The organism is Allomesorhizobium aridi (assembly GCF_043769475.1).
In the GTDB taxonomy this organism is placed as follows: domain Bacteria; phylum Pseudomonadota; class Alphaproteobacteria; order Rhizobiales; family Rhizobiaceae; genus Allomesorhizobium.
This window is the reverse complement of sequence record NZ_CP171729.1, coordinates 547,003-565,607: the sequence shown is the minus strand read 5'-3', so window position 1 is coordinate 565,607 and position 18,605 is coordinate 547,003. Positions and strand designations below refer to the sequence as shown.

19 protein-coding genes are annotated in these 18,605 nt (G+C 63.6%); 16 read left to right on the top strand and 3 right to left on the bottom strand.

Features of this window, described 5'->3' with window-relative positions; genetic code table 11:
• Positions 1-2: 2 nt before the first annotated feature.
• The gene (locus ACG873_RS04680; protein WP_394893345.1) at positions 3-638 is read right to left on the bottom strand and encodes a dihydroneopterin aldolase; all 636 of its coding nucleotides are present in this window, start codon (positions 636-638) and stop codon (positions 3-5) included.
• Positions 638-1,816, bottom strand: a complete 1,179-nt coding sequence (locus tag ACG873_RS04675) for a (5-formylfuran-3-yl)methyl phosphate synthase (RefSeq protein WP_394890669.1) — start codon at positions 1,814-1,816, stop codon at positions 638-640. The genes ACG873_RS04680 and ACG873_RS04675 overlap by 1 nt, the downstream gene beginning before the upstream one ends.
• Positions 1,817-2,037: 221 nt before the next feature.
• Here ACG873_RS04675 and ACG873_RS04670 point away from each other — a divergent pair, with 221 nt between their 5' ends.
• The 6 genes from ACG873_RS04670 to ACG873_RS04645 all read left to right on the top strand — a co-directional run bounded on the left by ACG873_RS04670 (position 2,038) and on the right by ACG873_RS04645 (position 7,172).
• Positions 2,038-3,288 (top strand): ABC transporter substrate-binding protein, encoded by a 1,251-nt coding sequence (locus ACG873_RS04670; protein WP_394890668.1) that lies wholly within the window; start codon positions 2,038-2,040, stop codon positions 3,286-3,288.
• A 27-nt stretch (positions 3,289-3,315) separates the two neighbouring features.
• The gene (locus ACG873_RS04665) at positions 3,316-4,290 is read left to right on the top strand and encodes a YVTN family beta-propeller repeat protein (protein WP_394890667.1); all 975 of its coding nucleotides are present in this window, start codon (positions 3,316-3,318) and stop codon (positions 4,288-4,290) included.
• A 34-nt stretch (positions 4,291-4,324) separates the two neighbouring features.
• Positions 4,325-4,819 (top strand): hypothetical protein, encoded by a 495-nt coding sequence (locus tag ACG873_RS04660; protein WP_394890666.1) that lies wholly within the window; start codon positions 4,325-4,327, stop codon positions 4,817-4,819.
• Positions 4,820-4,909: 90 nt separating this feature from the next.
• On the top strand, positions 4,910-5,662 hold the full coding sequence (locus tag ACG873_RS04655) for an ATP-binding cassette domain-containing protein (protein ID WP_394890665.1): 753 nt from the start codon (positions 4,910-4,912) through the stop codon (positions 5,660-5,662).
• A complete protein-coding gene (locus ACG873_RS04650) occupies positions 5,659-6,531 on the top strand; it encodes an ABC transporter permease (RefSeq protein WP_394890664.1) in 873 nt (290 codons plus the stop codon). Before ACG873_RS04655 ends, ACG873_RS04650 begins: the two co-directional genes overlap by 4 nt.
• The gene (locus ACG873_RS04645; RefSeq protein ID WP_394890663.1) at positions 6,531-7,172 is read left to right on the top strand and encodes a hypothetical protein; all 642 of its coding nucleotides are present in this window, start codon (positions 6,531-6,533) and stop codon (positions 7,170-7,172) included. The genes ACG873_RS04650 and ACG873_RS04645 overlap by 1 nt, the downstream gene beginning before the upstream one ends.
• A 65-nt stretch (positions 7,173-7,237) precedes the next feature.
• On the opposite strand, the gene ACG873_RS04640 is transcribed toward ACG873_RS04645, so the two are convergent.
• Positions 7,238-8,188, bottom strand: coding sequence for a LysR family transcriptional regulator (locus tag ACG873_RS04640; protein WP_394890662.1), 951 nt, complete (start codon positions 8,186-8,188; stop codon positions 7,238-7,240).
• Positions 8,189-8,314: 126 nt separating this feature from the next.
• Here ACG873_RS04640 and ACG873_RS04635 point away from each other — a divergent pair, with 126 nt between their 5' ends.
• The 10 genes from ACG873_RS04635 to gph all read left to right on the top strand — a co-directional run bounded on the left by ACG873_RS04635 (position 8,315) and on the right by gph (position 18,557).
• Positions 8,315-9,361: a class 1 fructose-bisphosphatase gene (locus tag ACG873_RS04635; RefSeq protein ID WP_394893343.1), complete on the top strand. Its 1,047-nt coding sequence runs from the start codon at positions 8,315-8,317 to the stop codon at positions 9,359-9,361.
• Between the two features lie 9 nt (positions 9,362-9,370).
• Positions 9,371-10,243, top strand: a complete 873-nt coding sequence (locus ACG873_RS04630) for a phosphoribulokinase (RefSeq protein ID WP_394890661.1) — start codon at positions 9,371-9,373, stop codon at positions 10,241-10,243.
• 205 nt (positions 10,244-10,448) lie between these two features.
• The gene (gene tkt / locus ACG873_RS04625) at positions 10,449-12,455 is read left to right on the top strand and encodes a transketolase (RefSeq protein WP_394890660.1); all 2,007 of its coding nucleotides are present in this window, start codon (positions 10,449-10,451) and stop codon (positions 12,453-12,455) included.
• 12 nt (positions 12,456-12,467) lie between these two features.
• A complete protein-coding gene (gene fba / locus ACG873_RS04620) occupies positions 12,468-13,547 on the top strand; it encodes a class II fructose-bisphosphate aldolase (protein ID WP_394890659.1) in 1,080 nt (359 codons plus the stop codon).
• Between the two features lie 21 nt (positions 13,548-13,568).
• Positions 13,569-15,062 (top strand): ribulose-bisphosphate carboxylase large subunit, encoded by a 1,494-nt coding sequence (locus tag ACG873_RS04615; RefSeq protein WP_394890658.1) that lies wholly within the window; start codon positions 13,569-13,571, stop codon positions 15,060-15,062.
• A 20-nt stretch (positions 15,063-15,082) separates the two neighbouring features.
• Positions 15,083-15,517, top strand: coding sequence for a ribulose bisphosphate carboxylase small subunit (locus tag ACG873_RS04610; protein ID WP_394890657.1), 435 nt, complete (start codon positions 15,083-15,085; stop codon positions 15,515-15,517).
• Positions 15,518-15,587: 70 nt separating this feature from the next.
• The gene (gene cbbX, locus ACG873_RS04605) at positions 15,588-16,529 is read left to right on the top strand and encodes a CbbX protein (protein WP_394890656.1); all 942 of its coding nucleotides are present in this window, start codon (positions 15,588-15,590) and stop codon (positions 16,527-16,529) included.
• A gap of 63 nt (positions 16,530-16,592) precedes the next feature.
• A complete protein-coding gene (gene rpe, locus ACG873_RS04600; RefSeq protein ID WP_394890655.1) occupies positions 16,593-17,279 on the top strand; it encodes a ribulose-phosphate 3-epimerase in 687 nt (228 codons plus the stop codon).
• A 22-nt stretch (positions 17,280-17,301) separates the two neighbouring features.
• Complete coding sequence (locus ACG873_RS04595) at positions 17,302-17,859, top strand: thioredoxin family protein (RefSeq protein WP_394890654.1); 558 nt, start codon at positions 17,302-17,304, stop codon at positions 17,857-17,859.
• Positions 17,856-18,557 (top strand): phosphoglycolate phosphatase, encoded by a 702-nt coding sequence (gph, locus tag ACG873_RS04590; RefSeq protein WP_394890653.1) that lies wholly within the window; start codon positions 17,856-17,858, stop codon positions 18,555-18,557. Before ACG873_RS04595 ends, gph begins: the two co-directional genes overlap by 4 nt.
• The last annotated feature ends 48 nt before the right edge of the window (positions 18,558-18,605 follow it).

Sequence of the window (18,605 nt, the reverse complement as noted above, 5' to 3'; positions counted from 1 at the left end):
CACTATCCTGTTTTCCTGACCGACGCCACGGATCGGGAGATCAGCGTTCCCGGCAATTTTCCCGACGACAGCATCGCGCCTGCGGTAGCCGCATCGTGGGGACCGGCAAGGTGAAAATCGACCTCCGCCGGCAGCATGGCGGCAAAGCCGGCGTCGACAACGCCCCGCGCCGTCAGGCTGGCGACATCGTCGGCCGGTGAGAACGCACCGGTCTGCTTGACCAACAACAGCGCATCCGCGCCGAGCTTTCCGGCAAGCCAGGCGGCGAGCGCATCCGAGGTGATGTCCCAGGAGGCCGGAATGTCCTGCGCGGGAATAGCCAGCGACGACGGCAGCCAGATCGGAACGCGTCCATCTGCCAGCGCGCGCTCCAACTCGTCCAGCGATCGCGCCGGCACGAGCCTGTCGTCCCGGTCGAGGATGACGTGGCCGAACTGGTCCATCGCGAGGATCGCCATGGAGTGGGCGGCCTTGTCGGAGAAGCCCATGCGTTTTTGTACGCCGCGGACCTGGTCGGCGAAGGGGCCGCCTCCGGGCACGATCGCCAGCGGCAGTTTTGAGCCCGCCAGCGCTACGATCCACTCGCCCATCACGGCTTCGTTGGCCGTGCTGCCGCCGAGCTTTACGACGGCTCGCATCACGAAATGAGGCCCTTCTTGCCATGACCGGGCGACGCATCGGCTTCGGCGGACAAGCGCACCGCCTGCCGCTTGGCTCTCTTGCGCTCGATCTCGACGCCGACGCCGCCCGGCCCAAGCTCGAGCTTTTCGACCTTCACCGCGACGCGCATGACGCGCGGATGTTCCAGCACGAGCGCCGCCACGTCTTCGGCCAGCGTCTCGCTCAACTGGACGTGCCCCCGCGCGACGATGGTGCGGATGCCATCCATGATGATGTCGTAGGAGAAGACGTGGCGCATGTCCTCAGGGTGGTCCGTGACCCTAAGCACATCGGCGGTCACGTCGAAGCGCACCTTCTGTGTGTGCCCGTGCTCGAAGCTGTAGGCGCCGATCTGGACCGGCAGGACGAAATCCCGCACGAAGATCCGGTCGGTACCGAGCGCCGGGTCGATCGCGCCCGGCGAGTAGCCTCTGGCCGCCAGCAGGCGGTAGTCGACGCTGGACGGCGCGCCGGCCTGTGATTCCTCGGGGATCAGTTCGCGGATCTGCGAAATCGCCTCGGCGCTGAGGGAAGCGGTGCGTTCGGACTGGTCGCAAAGCGCACCGCGAAAACCCAGGAAGTCAGGCGCAAACGGCAGCAATCGGGGAATGTCGGGCGCTTCGAGCGAGCCGCTCAGCCCGACCGCGAGCCCGTGCGATCGGGCGCGCTCCACGAAACTGGGGATGCGTTCCGGAGGCAAGTGATCGAGCAGCCGCCCCTTCGCCTTGATCGCCGTATCGACCATTGCCCCGTGGAAACCGTCCTTGGCGAACACCGGCAGGAATTCGAAATCCGGCGCGAGATCGGCGAACATGACCGCGATCAGCTTCGTCCGCGCGGCAAGCGGCGCGAGCGCTTCCGAGCACGCGGCGATGTTTCCCGACGGGAAGAAGCCGACCTTCACGAAGTCGACGCCGGTCGCGGCGATCTCCTCGGCCTTGGCGCGTATGGTTTCGGGCTCCATAGGCAGGTCGCCGCAGACCGCGCTCGTGGCCCGCCGTCCCGCGACCGACGACACGGTCTGGCGGATCGCATCCGTGGCGACCGCGCCCAACGCGCCAGCCTTCGGATCCTTCAGGTCGATGATGTCGGCACCGCCGGAAATTGCGATCTCGGCCTCCGCGACGCCCGTGACGCTGGTCAGCATTTTGGTCATTCAGAATCTCCAGCCTGGAGGACAGGATTGCAGCTGTGGAAATAGACGGTTTCGTGCCGCCAGATCCTCGCGCCAAGACTAGCGGAAAAACCTGCCGCGAAATCTCCGCTTAAGGGGTTTGATAAATTTTTTCCGTTCGTTATGGTCATGGGTGGGCACCTTGACTTCGCGCCGGGCCGACAACAATCGGACTTTAGCGCAAGAAGAGGGTAATTGTATCGATGACGAGCGCGGTGCCAGGCACTCTGGCGGCTTTCCTGTGCTTTTTTCCTTTGGTCGTCAACGCTTCAGCAGTCCTAGCGCAGGAAACCGCGCCCAAGGAACAGCCGCAGACGTCCAAGCCTGAAAAGCAGGTCACGGAAATAAAGATCGGCTATCTGCGCGCCTACGCGCCGCAACTCGCGCTGTCCGTGCTCGACGTTCCGCCGCGCGACGAAGGCGTCGCCGGGGCCGAAACGGCGATCGGCGACAACAACACCACCGGCAGCTTTCTCGGCCAGAAATTCATCCTCGACGTGACCGAGGTGAAACCGGACGCCGACGTGGTTCCGGCCTTCCGGAAGATGGTCGAAAGGGGCGACCGCTATGTGCTTGCCGACATCTCCGCCCGGCAGTTGCTTTCGATCGCCGATGTCGCCCGCGACAACGGTGTACTGATTTTCAATGTCGGGGCGACCGACGATGTGCTGCGCGAGGAGGAATGCCGCGTAAACGTGCTGCACACCGCGCCGACGCGCACCATGCTGGCCGACGGGCTGGCGCAATATCTGATCTGGAAGCAGTGGCGCAACTGGGTGCTGATCTACGGCTCGCATGAACGCGACCAGCTTTTTGCCGAAGCGCTGCGCCGGGCGGCGACGCGGTTCGGCGGCGAGATCGTCGCCGAAAAGGAATTCAAGGATACCGGCACGGCGAGGCGGACCGATTCCGGCGTCGTCCAGATCCAGCGGCAGATGCCGGTCTTCACCCAGGACCTGCCCGACCACGATGTGGTGCTGGTCGCCGACGAGAGCGAGGTGTTCGGCACCTATGTCCCGTTCCGGACATGGATTCCGCGGCCGGTCGCCGGCACGGCGGGGCTGTCGCCGTCTGCATGGCACCCGGCCAGCGAGCAGTGGGGCGGCACGCAGATCCAGAACCGTTTCGCCAAGGCCAATGGCCGGCGCATGCTATCGAAGGACATGGCGGCCTGGACCGCGGTGCGCATCGTCGGCGAGGCGGCGACGCGCACGCCTGGCGCCGATCCGGCCAAGGTCGAGGCCTTCATCCGCGCTGACGATTTCTCGATCGCCGCCTTCAAGGGCCAGAAGCTGACCTTCCGCAAGTGGAACTGGCAATTGCGCCAGCCGATCTTCCTCGGCGACGGGCGTTCGGTCGTTTCGACTTCGCCGCAGGAGGGCTTCCTGCATCAGGTCTCTGAACTCGACACGCTCGGCATCGATGAGCCGGAGACCAAATGCGCTTTTGAGTAGCCAATATACATCGGGAGGAGTTTTTTGATGCGAAGACGACTGACAGCCTTGGCCGGCCTTATGGCGGCCGGCCTCACGGCCAGCCCCGCTTCGGCCTACATGGTCTATGTCTCCAACGAGAAGGACAATACGGTAAGCGTCGTCGACTCGACCAGGATGGAGGTGGTCAAGACCATCAATGTCGGGCAGCGGCCGCGCGGCATCACCATCTCGCATGACGGCAAGCTGATCTATCTCTGCGCCAGCGACGACGACACGATCGAGATCATCGACACCGCGACACATGAAATCGTCGGATCGCTTCCGTCCGGCCCGGACCCGGAACTGTTCGTGCTCTCGCCCGACGGCAAAACGCTCTATGTCGCCAACGAGGACGACAATCTCGTCACGGTGATCGACCTCGAAAGCAAGGAGGTGCTCGCCGAGGTGCCGGTGGGCGTCGAGCCGGAAGGCATGGGTGTCAGCCCCGACGGCAAGACCATGGTCAACACGTCGGAAACGACGAACATGGCGCATTTCATCGACACCGCGACCCACGAGATCACCCACAACGTGCTAGTGGACGCCCGCCCGCGCTTCGTGGAGTTCACGCCCGACGGCTCGCAAGCCTGGGTGAGCGCCGAGATCGGCGGAACGGTCTCGGTGATCGACAATGCGACGCGCGAGATCAAGCACAAGATCACCTTTGAGATCCCCGGATTGCGCGCCGAATCGATCCAGCCGGTCGGCGTCCGCATCACCGCCGACGGCAAGAAGGCCTATGTCGCGCTCGGCCCCGCCAACCGCGTGGCGGTCGTCAATACCGAGACCTACGAGGTGGAGAAATACGTGCTGGTCGGCCAGCGCGTCTGGCAACTGGCCTTCACGCCCGACCAGAAGACGATCATTTCGACCAACGGCGTTTCGAACGACATCACTTTCATCGACGTGGCGACCGACGAGCCGGTGCAGTCCGTCACGGTCGGCGCCCTGCCGTGGGGCGTCGTCGTATCGCCCAATTGAAATCAATGGATTAAAAGCAGAAGGGTAGGAGACCATGAGGAAATTTCGGGCAATCGCTTTCGCCGCGCTGGTCGGGCTGGCCGCCACGCAGGGCCAGGTCTGGGCGCAGGACAGCGACGACGATGATGATGAAGCTGCCGCCGCGGCCACGGAGCAAGCGGCGCCGGACGAGAAGCCGACGCGCGCCAGCAAGGACGTGCCTGAACTCATCCTCGGGACCAAGGAAGACCAGTTCACGGCCAACCAGAAGGATTTCGAACTGATCGCCGGACAAGGCTATCGCTGGAAAATCTCGGCCGCGGGCGGCCTGGAATACAAATTCCACACCGATCTTTTCCGAAATGTGTGGAACAACCAGATCGTCATCAACGATCTCGAAGTCCATATGAACGGCGCGCCGGCCTGGCTCGAATTCGACGCGGACGGGACGATACAGGTGCAATTTACCACCGTCCGGCCGGGCATCTATACATGGTCGGTGCCCGATCTCGCCGACAAGGGCATGAAAGGCACGATCACGATCAAGTAACGCCACAATCCGCGCGCCGGATTGCCGGCGCGCCAGCGAAAGGGAACGAACCGGTTGCAGCATGTGAGGACAGGCAGGGGAGCGGATGGCGTGGCGGCTCTCGATGTTGCCGCGGTCAGCCATTCCTACGGTCCGAAGCGAGCGCTGAACGACGTTTCCTTCTCGATCGCGCCCGCCACCTTCACCGTGCTTCTCGGCCTCAACGGAGCTGGCAAGACGACGCTGTTCTCCCTGATCAGCCATCTCTACGACACGCGCCACGGCGCTATCCGCATCTTCGGCCACGATATCGGCCGCAGCTCCGGCGAAGCACTGAGGCGGCTCGGCATCGTGTTCCAGGCGCGCACGCTCGACCTCGATCTCACGGTCTACCAGAACCTCTCCTACCATGCCTCGCTGCACGGGCTGGGCTCGACCGAGGCGCGGCGGCGCATCGACGCTTTGCTGGCGCAGGTCGAGATGAGCGATCGCCTGCGCGACAAGGCGCGCAGCCTGTCGGGCGGACAGATGCGGCGCATCGAGATCGCCCGCGCGCTGCTGCACCGTCCGCCGCTCCTGCTGCTTGACGAAGCGACGGTCGGGCTCGACGTCCAGTCGCGGGCGGGCATCCTCGCAGCCATACGCAGGCTGGTCGAGACCGAAGGCATCAGTGTCTTCTGGGCGACGCATCTGATCGACGAGGTCGACGACAGCGACCACGTCGTGGTGCTCTCCGAAGGCAACCTGGTCGCCAAGGGCAGCGTCGCCGAGGTGGTGCGGACGACTGGCGCAAAGACCATCGGCGAGGCTTTTTCCAAGCTCAGCCGCAAGGCTCCGGCTGCCGGCACGGAGAACCCGTCATGAGCCCCCTGCCCGGGAAAACCGAGACAAAGGTTGCGTCGTTGCCGGCGCCTGGGTTCGGCCTCGCCGCCTACCTCATCTGCCTGAAAGGCATCCTCGTCCGCGAGGGGCTGCGCTTCCTCAACCAGCGCGAACGCTTCATCTCCTCGCTGGTCCGGCCGCTGCTGTGGCTGTTCATCTTCGCGGCGGGCTTCCGGCAGGTGCTCGGCGTCTCGATCATCCCGCCCTACAAGACCTACGTGCTCTACGAGGTCTACATCACGCCCGGCCTCTGCGGCATGATCCTTCTGTTCTCGGGCATGCAATCATCACTGTCGATGGTCTACGACCGCGAGATGGGGAACATGCGAACGCTGCTGGTCAGTCCGTTTCCGCGCTGGTTCCTGCTGGTTTCCAAGCTGCTCGCCGGCGTCGCCGTGTCGATCGCCCAAGTCTATGTGTTCCTCGGCATCGCCTGGTTCTGGGGCGTCAAGGCGCCTCCGATCGGTTACCTGCTCGTGCTTCCGGCGCTGTTCCTGGCCGGCGTGATGCTCGGCGCGCTGGGGCTGCTGCTTTCCTCTATGATCAAGCAGCTCGAGAACTTCGCGGGCGTCATGAACTTCGTGATCTTCCCCATGTATTTCGCCTCGCCGGCACTCTATCCGCTATGGCGGATCCAGGAATCGAGCCCCCTGCTCTACAAGATCTGTCTCGCCAACCCCTTCACCTATGCCGTCGAGCTGATCCGCTTCGCCTTCTACGGCCAGATCGAGTGGTTTTCGCTGGCGGTGGTCGCCGGTTGCACGGTGTTGTTCCTCGGCGGCGCGATCATCGCCTACGATCCGTCGCGCGGCCTGATGACCCGCAAGCAGGATACCGGAGGAAACGCCTGATGCGCAAAACGAGCCTTGTCCGCAGCCTGGCCCTGGCCGTCTTGCTCCTGCCGGCGGCGGGCGCGGCGCTGGCCGCAATGAACACCGATCCCGACTGGCCCTGCATCCAGCGCAAGGTGCCCGAACTCTCGCTTGGACAGATCTGGAACGGGCCGGACCTGCCGCAAACGGCAAAGGACTGGGCGAAGGACCAGGAAATCCCAGCGCTCGTGAAGGAACTCGCGGCGCGGCGGGTGCCAATCGCCGAGGCGGAAAAGCAGATCCGCGACTTCGCGACCAGATTGCCGGCGGACCAGAAGAACGACCGCATGACGATGCTGGTCCAGGGCCTGTTCGACTACATGAACGCCGAGCGCTCCCAAGTCATCTCCGGCATCGCCCGCTATGCCCGCAAACAGCTCGAACTGGCGGCGCGGCTGCGCAAGGAAGCCTCCGAGGTCGACGCCCTGCGCACAAAGCCCGACGCGGACGTCAACGAGGTCGCGTTGCGCACCGACCGGCTGATCTGGGAAACCCGCATCTTCGAGGAGCGCGTGCAGTCGCTCACTTACGTCTGCGAAGTCCCGACGCTCATAGAGCAGCGGCTTTATGCGTTGGCGAAGGCGATCTCGGAAATTCTGAGAATAGCGAATAGCGAATAGCGAATAGCGAATAGCGAATAGCGAATGAGATCGCAGAAACGATCTGCTGGCCGCAAGCATTTTCCCTATTCCCTACTCCCTACTCGCGCCTCCGGATAAAGTTTCCCGAACAGCGGCAAATACATGGCGCCCTTTCGCATCAGGAAGTCGTGGAAGGTGGCCATGGCCGGCGAGATCGCCCGGTCGGTGCGCATGACGGCGAACCATTGCCGGCGGATCGGCATGCCTACCACGTCGAGAATGACGAGTCGGCCGGTCTCCACCTCAAAGGCTATGGTATGGGCCGAGATGAAGGCGATGCCGAGCCCCGCCATCACCGCCTGCTTGATCGTCTCGTTCGAGCCCATTTCGACGCCGAGTTCGTCTATGCGGCCGGGCACTTCGCTCAAGAAAATCTCCAGGGAAATGCGCGTGCCGGAGCCCCGTTCGCGGATGAGGAAATGCTCCTCGGCGATGCGCTCCTTGGAAATGTCCCGCTCCTTGGCCAGCGGATGGTCCGGCGGGGCGATGATGACCAGCGGATGGTCGCCGAAGGCCGAAGCGCGAACCGGCACGTCCTTGGCCGGCCGTCCCATAAGCGCGATATCGACATCGTGGTTCTTCAGGCTGGCTATGGTCTCGGCGCGATTGCCGATGGCGAGCCGCATGTCGATGTCGGGATATTCTTTCATGAAAGCGGCCATCATGCGCGGCGCGAAATATTTCGCCGTGGAGACCACGCCGAGCTTCAGGCTGCCGGCGCGCACCCCCTTGATCGCGTCCATCTGGTCACCCAGCAGGCGCAGCCGCTCCTCGATCACCTGCGCGGCGTCGACAAACGCCAGTCCTGCGGCAGTGGGACGCATGCCGTTCGCGGTCCGGTCGAATAAGGACAGCCCGACCTCCTCCTCCAACTGCCCCAACTGGATCGTCACTGCCGGCGGCGAAAGGGCCAACAGCTTGGCGGCGTTGACGATTTTGCCCTGGCTGGCGATCGCCTGAACCGCCTTGAGCTGCTTGAGGGTGAGATTACGCATGGCCAACAGTAAGTTATTTTTAGCTCACTCGTAAAGTTATTAAAATTTACTTATCCGCCATTTTTGATGACCCTACACAGGAGCAGCCAACCCCGTGAGGAGGCGAGGCCGGCTCGGGAGGTCATGATGACAGCGGCTACGCTCGATGCGTTCTTGAATTCCTATATCGGCCACGGCGACAGCCTTCGCCCGGCCGTGGCTGCCACGATCCATCAACTCGCCGAGGCCGCCGTCAAGATCCGCCACGTCATCAACCAGGGGGTCCTGGGCGCGGCCTTCGCCGGGACGCGCGGCGCCAATACGGATGGCGACATCCAGAAGGACCTGGATGTCTTCGCCGACGACATTTTCCTCGACGCCATGCGCCACGCACCGGTCGCATTCTATGCGTCGGAGGAACTCGATCAGCCGGTGCTGCTCAACAAGGACGCGCCGCTGGCCGTCGCTATCGACCCGCTCGACGGCTCCTCCAACATCGATACCAACGTGTCGATCGGAACGATTTTCTCGCTCCTCCCTGCAACTGGCGCGCCGGACGCAAATCCGGCCGCCCCTTTTTTGCAGGCCGGAACGAACCAGCTCGGCGCCGGCTTCTTCATCTACGGGCCGCAACTGGCGCTGGTGCTGTCGCTGGGCAGCGGCACCCATGTCTTCGTGCTCTCGGCCCGGCTCGGCGCCTTCGTCCAGGCTTATGAGAGCCGCATCATTCCCGAGCGCACCCAGGAATTCGCTATCAACGCCGCCAACTACCGGCACTGGGACGAGGCCGTCAGGCTCTATGTGGACGACTGCCTGAAGGGTAGTGAAGGCCCGCGCGAGCGCGATTTCAACATGCGCTGGATCGCCTCGCTGGTCGCCGACTGCTATCGAATCCTGATCCGCGGCGGCGTGTTCCTATATCCCGGCGACAGCCGCAAGGGCTACCACCAGGGCCGGCTCCGGCTGGTCTATGAGGCGAACCCGATCGCCTATCTGGTCGAGCAGGCCGGGGGAGCGGCGACCGACACGGTCAACCGCATCCTCGAGATCGAGCCCGAGGGCCTGCACCAGCGCATCCCGGTGGTCTTTGGATCATCGCGGGAGGTCAACCGCATCGCCCGCTACCACACCGAGCCGTCGAGCATCGGCGAACGTGCGCCGCTGTTCGGCAATCGCGGCCTGTTCCGAGCCTGAGGCCGAGCCATGTCCGCAAAGCATCCGATCATATCCATCACCGGCTCCTCCGGAGCGGGCACCACCTCGGTCAAGAGGATATTCGAGCAGATATTCCGCCGCGAGAAAATCGAGGCCGCCTTCATCGAGGGCGACGCGTTTCACCGCTACGACCGTGCCGGGATGAAGGAAAAGGTCGCCGAGGAAGAAGCGAGGGGCAATCCCAACTTCACCCACTTCAACGCCGAAGCCAACGAGCTCGAAATCCTGGAAGCGGTGTTCGAGGAATACGGTCGCCGGGGCACGGGCAAGACCCGCACCTATGTCCATGACGAGGAGGAGGAAAAGCTCTACGGCACGCCTCCGGGCGTCTTCACCGACTGGCGCGAGTTTCCGCCGAGCGATCTGCTTTTCTACGAAGGGCTGCATGGCTGCGCCGTGTCCGGCAAGGTCGACCTCGCCAGGCATGCCGACCTGAAGATCGGCGTCGTGCCGGTCATCAATCTCGAGTGGATCCAGAAGATCCATCGCGATCGCGCCACGCGCGGCTATTCGACGGAAGCGGTGGTCGACGTGATCCTGCGCCGCATGCCGGACTATGTCCGCTACATCGTTCCGCAATTTGCTCTGACCAACATCAATTTCCAGCGCGTGCCGATCGTCGACACGTCGAACCCGTTCATCGCCCGCTGGATACCGACGCCCGATGAATCGATGCTGGTCATCCGCTTTGCCAATCCGCGCGGCATCGATTTTCCTTACCTGCTGTCGATGATCCACGACAGCTTCATGTCGCGCCCGAATTCCATCGTCGTGCCGGGCAACAAGCTCGATCTCGCCATGCAACTCATCCTGACCCCGCTCATCCTGCAACTGATCGAGCGCAAGCGCCGCGTGTCCTGAAGGAGATGACTATGGCCATTCAAACGCCCCCTCGCCCGGCGATTTCGCGTCGCCTTCAACGTGTCCTTGAAAAACTGGCGCAGAGGCTGACCGACCTCCTCTTTCCAGCGGGAAGTGGGTGGCCAGTGGGACCAGGCGATGGGGCGGAGCCGATTCGAATCCGGGATGCGTCCGGTTACGGCGCGCGGAAGTGGAGGAATTTCTCATGAGCCAAGTTGCAATCAAGACCGCTCCCGAAACCGCCGTCTCCGAGCGCGACATGGCGAACGCCATCCGCGCGCTGGCGATGGACAGCGTGCAGAAGGCAAATTCCGGGCATCCCGGAATGCCGATGGGCATGGCGGACGTGGCGACGGTGCTCTTCAACCGCTTCATCACGATCGATCCGTCGAAGCCGGACTGGCCCGACCGCGACCGCTTCGTGCTTTCTGCCGGCCATGGCTCCATGCTGCAATACGCGCTGCACTATCTCCTCGGCTATTCCGACATGCCTATCGAAGAGCTGCAGCGCTTCCGCCAACTCGGCAGCCGCACCGCCGGCCATCCCGAATACGGTCATGCGCTGGGGATCGAAACCACCACTGGGCCGCTTGGCCAGGGCATTTCCACCGCGGTCGGCATGGCGCTGGCCGAGCGCATGCTTGCCGCGCGCCATGGCCAGGAACTCGTCGATCACCACACGTATGTGATCGCCGGCGACGGCTGCCTGCAGGAAGGCATCAGCCACGAAGCGATCGATCTCGCTGGCCATCTCAGGCTCAACCGGCTGATCGTCTTCTGGGACGACAATTCCATTTCCATCGACGGCCCCACCGCCCTCTCCACGTCGATGGACCAGCCGGCGCGCTTTGCCGCCGCCGGCTGGAATGTCAGCCAGGTCGACGGCCACGACATCGAGGCCGTCGCCGAGGCGATCGAGGCAGCGCAACGGTCGGACCGGCCGTCGCTGATCGCCTGCCGAACGGTGATCGGCAAGGGCGCGCCCAATCTCGGCGGCTCGGAAAAGACGCATGGCGCACCGCTGGGCGACGCCGAAATCGCCGCCACGCGCGAAAACATCGGCTGGCCATATGCGCCCTTCGAGGTGCCGGACGAGATACTTGACGCCTGGCGCGAGGTAGCCGACCGCGGCCGGCTCGCACGGCTTGCCTGGGAACAAAACCTGACCGCATCGCCGCAGCGCACGGCCTTCGAAAGCGCAATCTCCGGCGCGCTGCCGGAAGCCGTATTCGAGGCGCTCTCGGCTTTCCGCAAGGAGCATGTCGAGAAGGAGACCAAGGTCGCGACCCGCAAGGCGTCGGAAATGGCGCTCGGCGTGATCAATGCGGCGACCGACCTGACGATCGGCGGCTCGGCCGACCTCACGCATTCGAACCTTACCATCACCAAGGGCATGAACCGCATCGCTCCTGGCGATTATGCCGGCAGCTATGTCCACTACGGCATCCGCGAGCACGGCATGGCGGCGGCGATGAACGGCATCGCGCTGCATGGCGGCTTCATTCCTTATGGAGGGACATTCCTCTGCTTCGCCGACTATGCGCGCGGCGCCATGCGGCTGTCGGCCCTGATGGGGCAGCGCGTCATCTACGTGATGACGCATGACTCCATTGGCCTCGGCGAGGACGGCCCGACGCACCAGCCGATCGAGCACCTGGCAATGCTGCGCGCCACGCCCAACCTCAATGTGTTCCGTCCGGCTGACATCATCGAGACGGCGGAATGCTGGGAACTGGCGCTTAGAGCAAAGGAACGGCCGAGCGTGCTGGTGCTTTCGCGCCAGAACCTGCCCATGCTCAGATACGCGCATACCGACGAAAACCGGTCGAGCCGCGGCGCTTACCTCCTGCGCGGGCCGGCGGGACGCCGCGCGGTGACGCTGATCGCCACCGGCTCGGAAGTCGAGATCGCCGTTTCGGCCGCGCAAAGGCTGCATGCCGAGCACGGCATCGCTGCCGCGGTCGTCTCGATGCCCTGCTGGGAACTGTTCGAGGAGCAGGACGACGAATACCGCCGCGCAGTCCTCGGCTCGGCTCCGCGTGTTGCTGTCGAGGCGGCGGCTCGGCTCGGCTGGGACCGCTGGATCGGCGACAACGGCGTCTTCATCGGCATGACCGGCTTCGGTGCAAGCGCCCCTGCCCCCGACCTTTATCGCCACTTCGCCATCACGCCCGAAGCAGTCGCCGAGGCGGCTCGCAAGCTTGTCATCTGAGGAGAACCGCCAATGGCCCGCATCACCCTTCGCCAGCTTCTCGACCATGCCGCAGAGCACGGATACGGCGTGCCGGCGTTCAACATCAACAACATGGAGCAGGGCCTCGCCATCATGGAAGCCGCGAAGGCCTGCGACGCGCCGGTGATCATCCAGGCGTCGCGCGGCGCGCGCAGCTACGCCAACGACATCATGCTGGCCAAGATGATCGACGCTCTGGCCGAGATCTATCCGCAGATACCGGTCTGCATGCACCAGGACCACGGCAACGACGAAGCGACCTGCCTGACCGCGATCCGCCACGGCTTCACCTCGGTGATGATGGACGGCTCGCTGGAAGCCGACGCCAAGACGCCGGCGAGCTACGACTACAATGTCGCGATCACCGAACGGGTGGCGCGCATGGCGCACTGGGTCGGGGCTTCGGTCGAAGGCGAGCTCGGCGTGCTCGGCTCGCTCGAGAGCGGCCATGGCGAGGCCGAGGACGGCCACGGTGCGGAAGGCGCTCTCTCGCAAGACCAGCTGCTGACCGATCCCGACCAGGCCTTGGATTTCGTCATGCGCACAAAGGTCGACGCGCTGGCGATCGCCTGCGGCACGTCGCACGGCGCCTACAAGTTCACCCGAAAGCCAGACGGCGATATTCTTGCCATGCGCGTGATCGAGGAGATCCACCGCAAACTGCCCAACACGCACCTCGTCATGCACGGCTCATCGTCCGTGCCGCAGGAACTGCAGGACGTGATCAACAAGTTCGGCGGCGAGATGCCCCAGACCTATGGCGTGCCGGTAGCGGAAATCGAGCGCGGCATCCGCCACGGCGTGCGCAAGGTCAACATCGACACCGACTGCCGCATGGCGATGACTGGCCAGTTCCGCCGCATCGCCATGGAGAACCCCGCCGAATTCGATCCGCGCAAGTTCCTCAAACCGGCGATGGACGCCATGCGCGATCTCTGCCGCGACCGGCTCGAACGCTTCGGCGCCGCGGGCAATGCTTCCAAGATCAAGGTCATCGCGATGGACGAGATGGCCAAACGCTACGCCGCGGGAAAGCTCGACCCGCAGATCGCCACGGCCAAAGCGGCCTGAGCAACAGACAGGAGATTTGCCATGATCAAGGTGGACATACAGACGACCGGGACCCTCAAGGAAGGCAAGGAGCGTTATCGCTCCGGCGTCATCCCCTACAAGCAGATGGGCTACTGGGAGCCGGACTACCGGCCGAAGGACACCGACCTGATCGCGATGTTCCGCATCACCCCGCAGCCTGGCGTCGACCATGAGGAGGCGGCCGCTGCGATCGCAGGCGAGAGCTCGACGGCGACATGGACGGTGGTGTGGACCGACCGGCTGACCGCCTGCGAACTCTACCGCGCCAAGGCCTATCGTTCCGAACCGGTGCCCAACACCGGGCCCGGCACGAAAACCGAACAGCAGTATTTCGCTTACATCGCCTACGACCTTGACCTGTTCGAGCCTGGATCGATCGCCAATCTCACGGCATCGATCATCGGCAACGTGTTCGGGTTCAAGGCGGTCAAGGCCTTGCGCCTGGAAGATATGCGCATCCCGGTTGCGTATCTCAAAACCTTCCAGGGGCCGGCGACCGGCATCGTGGTCGAGCGCGAGCGCCTCGACAAATTCGGCCGGCCGCTGCTCGGCGCCACGACCAAGCCCAAGCTCGGCCTCTCGGGCCGCAACTACGGCCGCGTCGTCTATGAAGCCCTGAAGGGCGGGCTCGATTTCGTCAAGGACGACGAGAACATCAACTCGCAGCCCTTCATGCATTGGCGCGACCGCTTCCTCTATTGCATGGAGGCGGTGAACAAGGCATCGGCCGCCACCGGCGAGGTCAAGGGCCACTATCTCAACGTCACCGCCGGCACGATGGAGGAGATGTACGAACGCGCCGAGTTCGCCAAGCAACTCGGCTCGTGCATCGTCATGATCGATCTCGTCATCGGCTACACTGCGATCCAGTCGATGGCCAAATGGGCGCGGCGCAACGACATGATCCTGCACCTGCACCGCGCTGGCAACTCGACCTATTCGCGCCAGAAGAACCACGGCATGAACTTCCGCGTCATCTGCAAGTGGATGCGCATGGCCGGCGTCGACCACATCCATGCCGGCACCGTCGTCGGCAAGCTCGAGGGCGACCCGCTGATGATCAAGGGCTTCTACGATACCTTGCGCGAAGAACGCACGGCGCAGAATCTGGAGACCGGGCTGTTCTTCGATCAGGAATGGGCTTCGCTCAACAAGGTGATGCCGGTGGCGTCGGGCGGCATCCATGCCGGGCAGATGCACCAGCTCATCCACTACCTCGGCGAGGACGTGGTGCTGCAGTTCGGCGGCGGCACCATCGGCCATCCGGACGGCATCCAGGCCGGCGCGACGGCCAACCGCGTGGCGCTGGAAGCGATGATCCTCGCCCGCAACGAGGGCCGCGACTATCTGCGTGAAGGGCCACAAATCCTTGAAGAGGCAGCAAAGTGGTGCTCGCCGCTGAAGGCCGCACTGACGACCTGGAAGGACGTGACCTTCAACTACGAATCGACGGACACCGCCGATTTCGTGCCGACCGCGACCCCGAGCCTCTAAGGACAGGAAGGACCACAGCCATGATGACAAACCCCGGAAACAAGGTCACACAGGGACAGTTCTCGTTCCTGCCCGACCTGACCGACACGCAGATCTCGGCGCAGATCAAATACGCGCTGAAGAACGGCTGGGCCGTCAGCCTCGAATACACGGACGATCCGCATCCCCGTAATACCTACTGGGAGATGTACGGCAATCCGATGTTCGATCTGAAGGATCCGGCAGGCATAATGATGGAAGTCGATTCTTGCCGGAAGACCTTTCCGAACATGTACGTGCGCGTTACCGCCTTTGATTCGAGCAAGGGCTGGGAGGCGCCGCGCATGTCGTTCATCGTCAATCGGCCGCCGAACGAACCGGGCTTCCGCCTGCTGCGCCAGGAGCGCGACGGCCGCAGCCAGGGCTACACCATCGTTCCCTACGCGACCGATCGGCCGGAAGGCGAGCGATCGTAGCAGCCGTTTGCAACGCTGCTCCAGCGACTGGAGCAGTGTTGCCGGTTTCCCCGCAAACAGGAGGCGCGCCATGCTGAAGAGCCTGGACCAGACGGCCGTCGGTGACGGCGAGATGGTCGATCTGCAGGAGGAGTTCGAGGCTTCGAGCATCGACGAGGTGATCGACAAGCTCGACCGCGAGCTTGTCGGCCTGAAACCGATCAAGACACGCATCCGCGAGATCGCGGCGCTCCTTTTGGTCGACCGGCTGCGGAAGAAGTTCGGCATCTCGTCCGAAACACCGACCTTGCACATGAACTTCACCGGCAATCCCGGCACCGGCAAGACCACGGTGGCGCTGCGGATGGCCGAGATCCTGCACCGGCTGGGCTATGTGCGCGAAGGCCATCTGGTTTCGGTCACCCGCGACGATCTTGTCGGGCAATATGTCGGCCACACCGCGCCCAAGACGCGCGAGGTGATCAAGCGGGCGATGGGCGGCGTGTTGTTCATCGACGAGGCCTATTACCTCTACAAGCCCGAAAACGAGCGGGACTACGGCCAGGAATCCATCGAGATCCTGTTGCAGTGCATGGAAAACAACCGCGACGACCTCGTCGTCATCCTGGCCGGCTACAAGAACAAGATGGATCGCTTCTTCGACAGCAATCCGGGCATGCGCTCGCGCATTGCCCATCATCTCGACTTTCCCGATTACAGTCCCGCCGAACTCAAGTCGATCGCCGACATTATGCTGGCTGGCCAGAATTATCGGCTGAGCGAAAGTGCAGCAGCGGCGCTGGAGGAATATATCCCTCTCAGAATGAAGCTGCCGCACTTTTCCAACGCTCGCTCGATCCGCAACGCGCTCGACCGGGCACGCCTCCGGCAGGCCAACCGCCTGTTTGCCGGGCGGGGCGAAAAGTTGACCAGGCTCGACCTGATCACCATAGAGGAGCAGGATATCCGCGGCAGCCGGGTTTTCGTGGAAGGCAAGCTCGACGGCGATCCGGCTGACGGCGCGGTTACTTGAGACGTCGCAACCCGCAAGGCAATGTGACTGGCAAATGCCATGCAAAAGAGATGAGAACGAGACATGACCTCCCGCACCATCATCGCGCCCTCAGTCCTGTCGTCTGATTTTTCGCGTCTTGGCGAAGAAGTCGAGGCCATCGTCGCCGCCGGGGCCGACTGGATCCATCTTGACGTGATGGACGGTCATTTCGTGCCCAACATCACCTTCGGCCCGCCTGTCATTAAGGCGATCCGGGGCCGCACGAACAAGGTGTTCGACTGTCATCTGATGATCGCGCCCGCCGATCCCTATCTCGCCGCCTTCGCCGACGCCGGCTGCGACATCATCACGGTGCATGCCGAGGCCGGGCAGCATCTCGACCGCTCCCTGCAGGCGATTAAGAACCTCGGCAAGAAGGCCGGGGTATCGCTCAACCCGTCGACGCCGGAAAGCGTCATCGAATATGTGCTCGACCGGCTCGACCTCGTTCTCCTGATGACCGTCAACCCCGGTTTCGGCGGCCAGGCATTCATCCCGGCGGTCATCGAGAAGGTGAAGCGCGTCAAGGCTATGATCGGGCAGCGTCCGATCGACATCGAGATCGACGGCGGCATCACTCCCGAGACGGCGCCGCTGGTCACCGCCGCTGGCGCAAACGTGCTGGTCGCCGGCTCGGCGGTGTTCAAGGGCGGAACCGAAACAGCCTATCGCGCCAACATAGAAGCGATCCGCAGCGCGGCGGACGGGGCGATCAGGAAGGCGGCGTAGGAGCAATCGGCAGGAGGCGACAATGGCGGCAATCCCACCCGTCTGCGATTTCGGCTGGCCGGCCGTCGACGCCACGCTCCGCGGCACCGACGGACGGACGCACTCGATTTTCGATCAGGCCGGCCCCAATGGGCTGGTCGTGGCGTTCATCTGTAACCACTGTCCCTATGTCAAAGCGGTCATCGGGCGCATCGTCAGGGATGCCGAGGATCTCAAGGCCGAGGGCATCGGCTTCGTCGCCATCAACGCCAACGACGCGAACGCCTATCCGGAAGATTCCTTCGCCAACATGAAGCTTTTCGCCGCTGCGTACGGCTTCGGCTTTCCCTACCTCCACGACGAGGACCAGGCGGTGGCGCGCGCCTATGACGCCGTCTGCACGCCCGATTTCTTCGGCTTCAACAGGGACCTCACGCTGCAGTATCGCGGCCGCCTCGACGCCTCCCGCAAGGAGGCCGGCGCATCCGATCTACGCCGGGATCTTCTCGAAGCGATGAAGCAGGTCGCCCGGACCGGCAACGGCCCGAAGGACCAGATAGCCTCAATGGGTTGCTCGATCAAATGGAAGGACACCGCATGAGCGGCAGCGTTGACACGTCGTTTCGATTGCCCAAGGCTATCCTGTTCGATCTCGACGGAACGCTGATCGACTCGGCGCCCGATATAGCATCGGCCGTCAACGAGTTGCTGGACGGCAGAGGACTGCCGCCGCTGACGCTTGCGCAAGTCAAATCGATGATCGGCAACGGCATCGAAAAACTGGTCGAACGGGCCTTTGCCGCTTCGGGCCGGCCGCTTTCGAGAACGGGGCTTGACGAAGCCAATCGCGAGATGGCGCCGATCTACCGCCGCCACCTCACCCACTGGACACGCCCTATGCCGGGTGCGGTCGAAGCGCTGGCGCGGTTGCATGTAGCCGGCATCCGGCTTGGAGTCGCAACCAACAAGCCGCAAGTCGCGACCCGCGAAATCCTGCTGCATTTCGGACTTCTGGAACGCTTGGGAGCCATTGTCGGCGGCGACGCCGTCACCCGCAAGAAACCGGCGCCGGAGGCGCTGCTGCTGGCGCTGGAGCAGTTGGGGACCGAACCGCACGAAGCGCTGATGGTGGGCGACAGCATCACCGACGTGGAGGCCGCTCGCGCAGCCGGATTGCCGGTCGCCATCATTCGCGGAGGTTATACGCAGATCCCAGCCGACGAGCTTGGCGCCGACCTGGTCTGCGACAGCCTGCTCGACCTGCCGGCGGCGCTGAACGGAGTTCGCAACGCCGCCTGAGGTGTGTTGATATTCAGATGATGCCGGCCTGCAAATGGCCGGAACAGC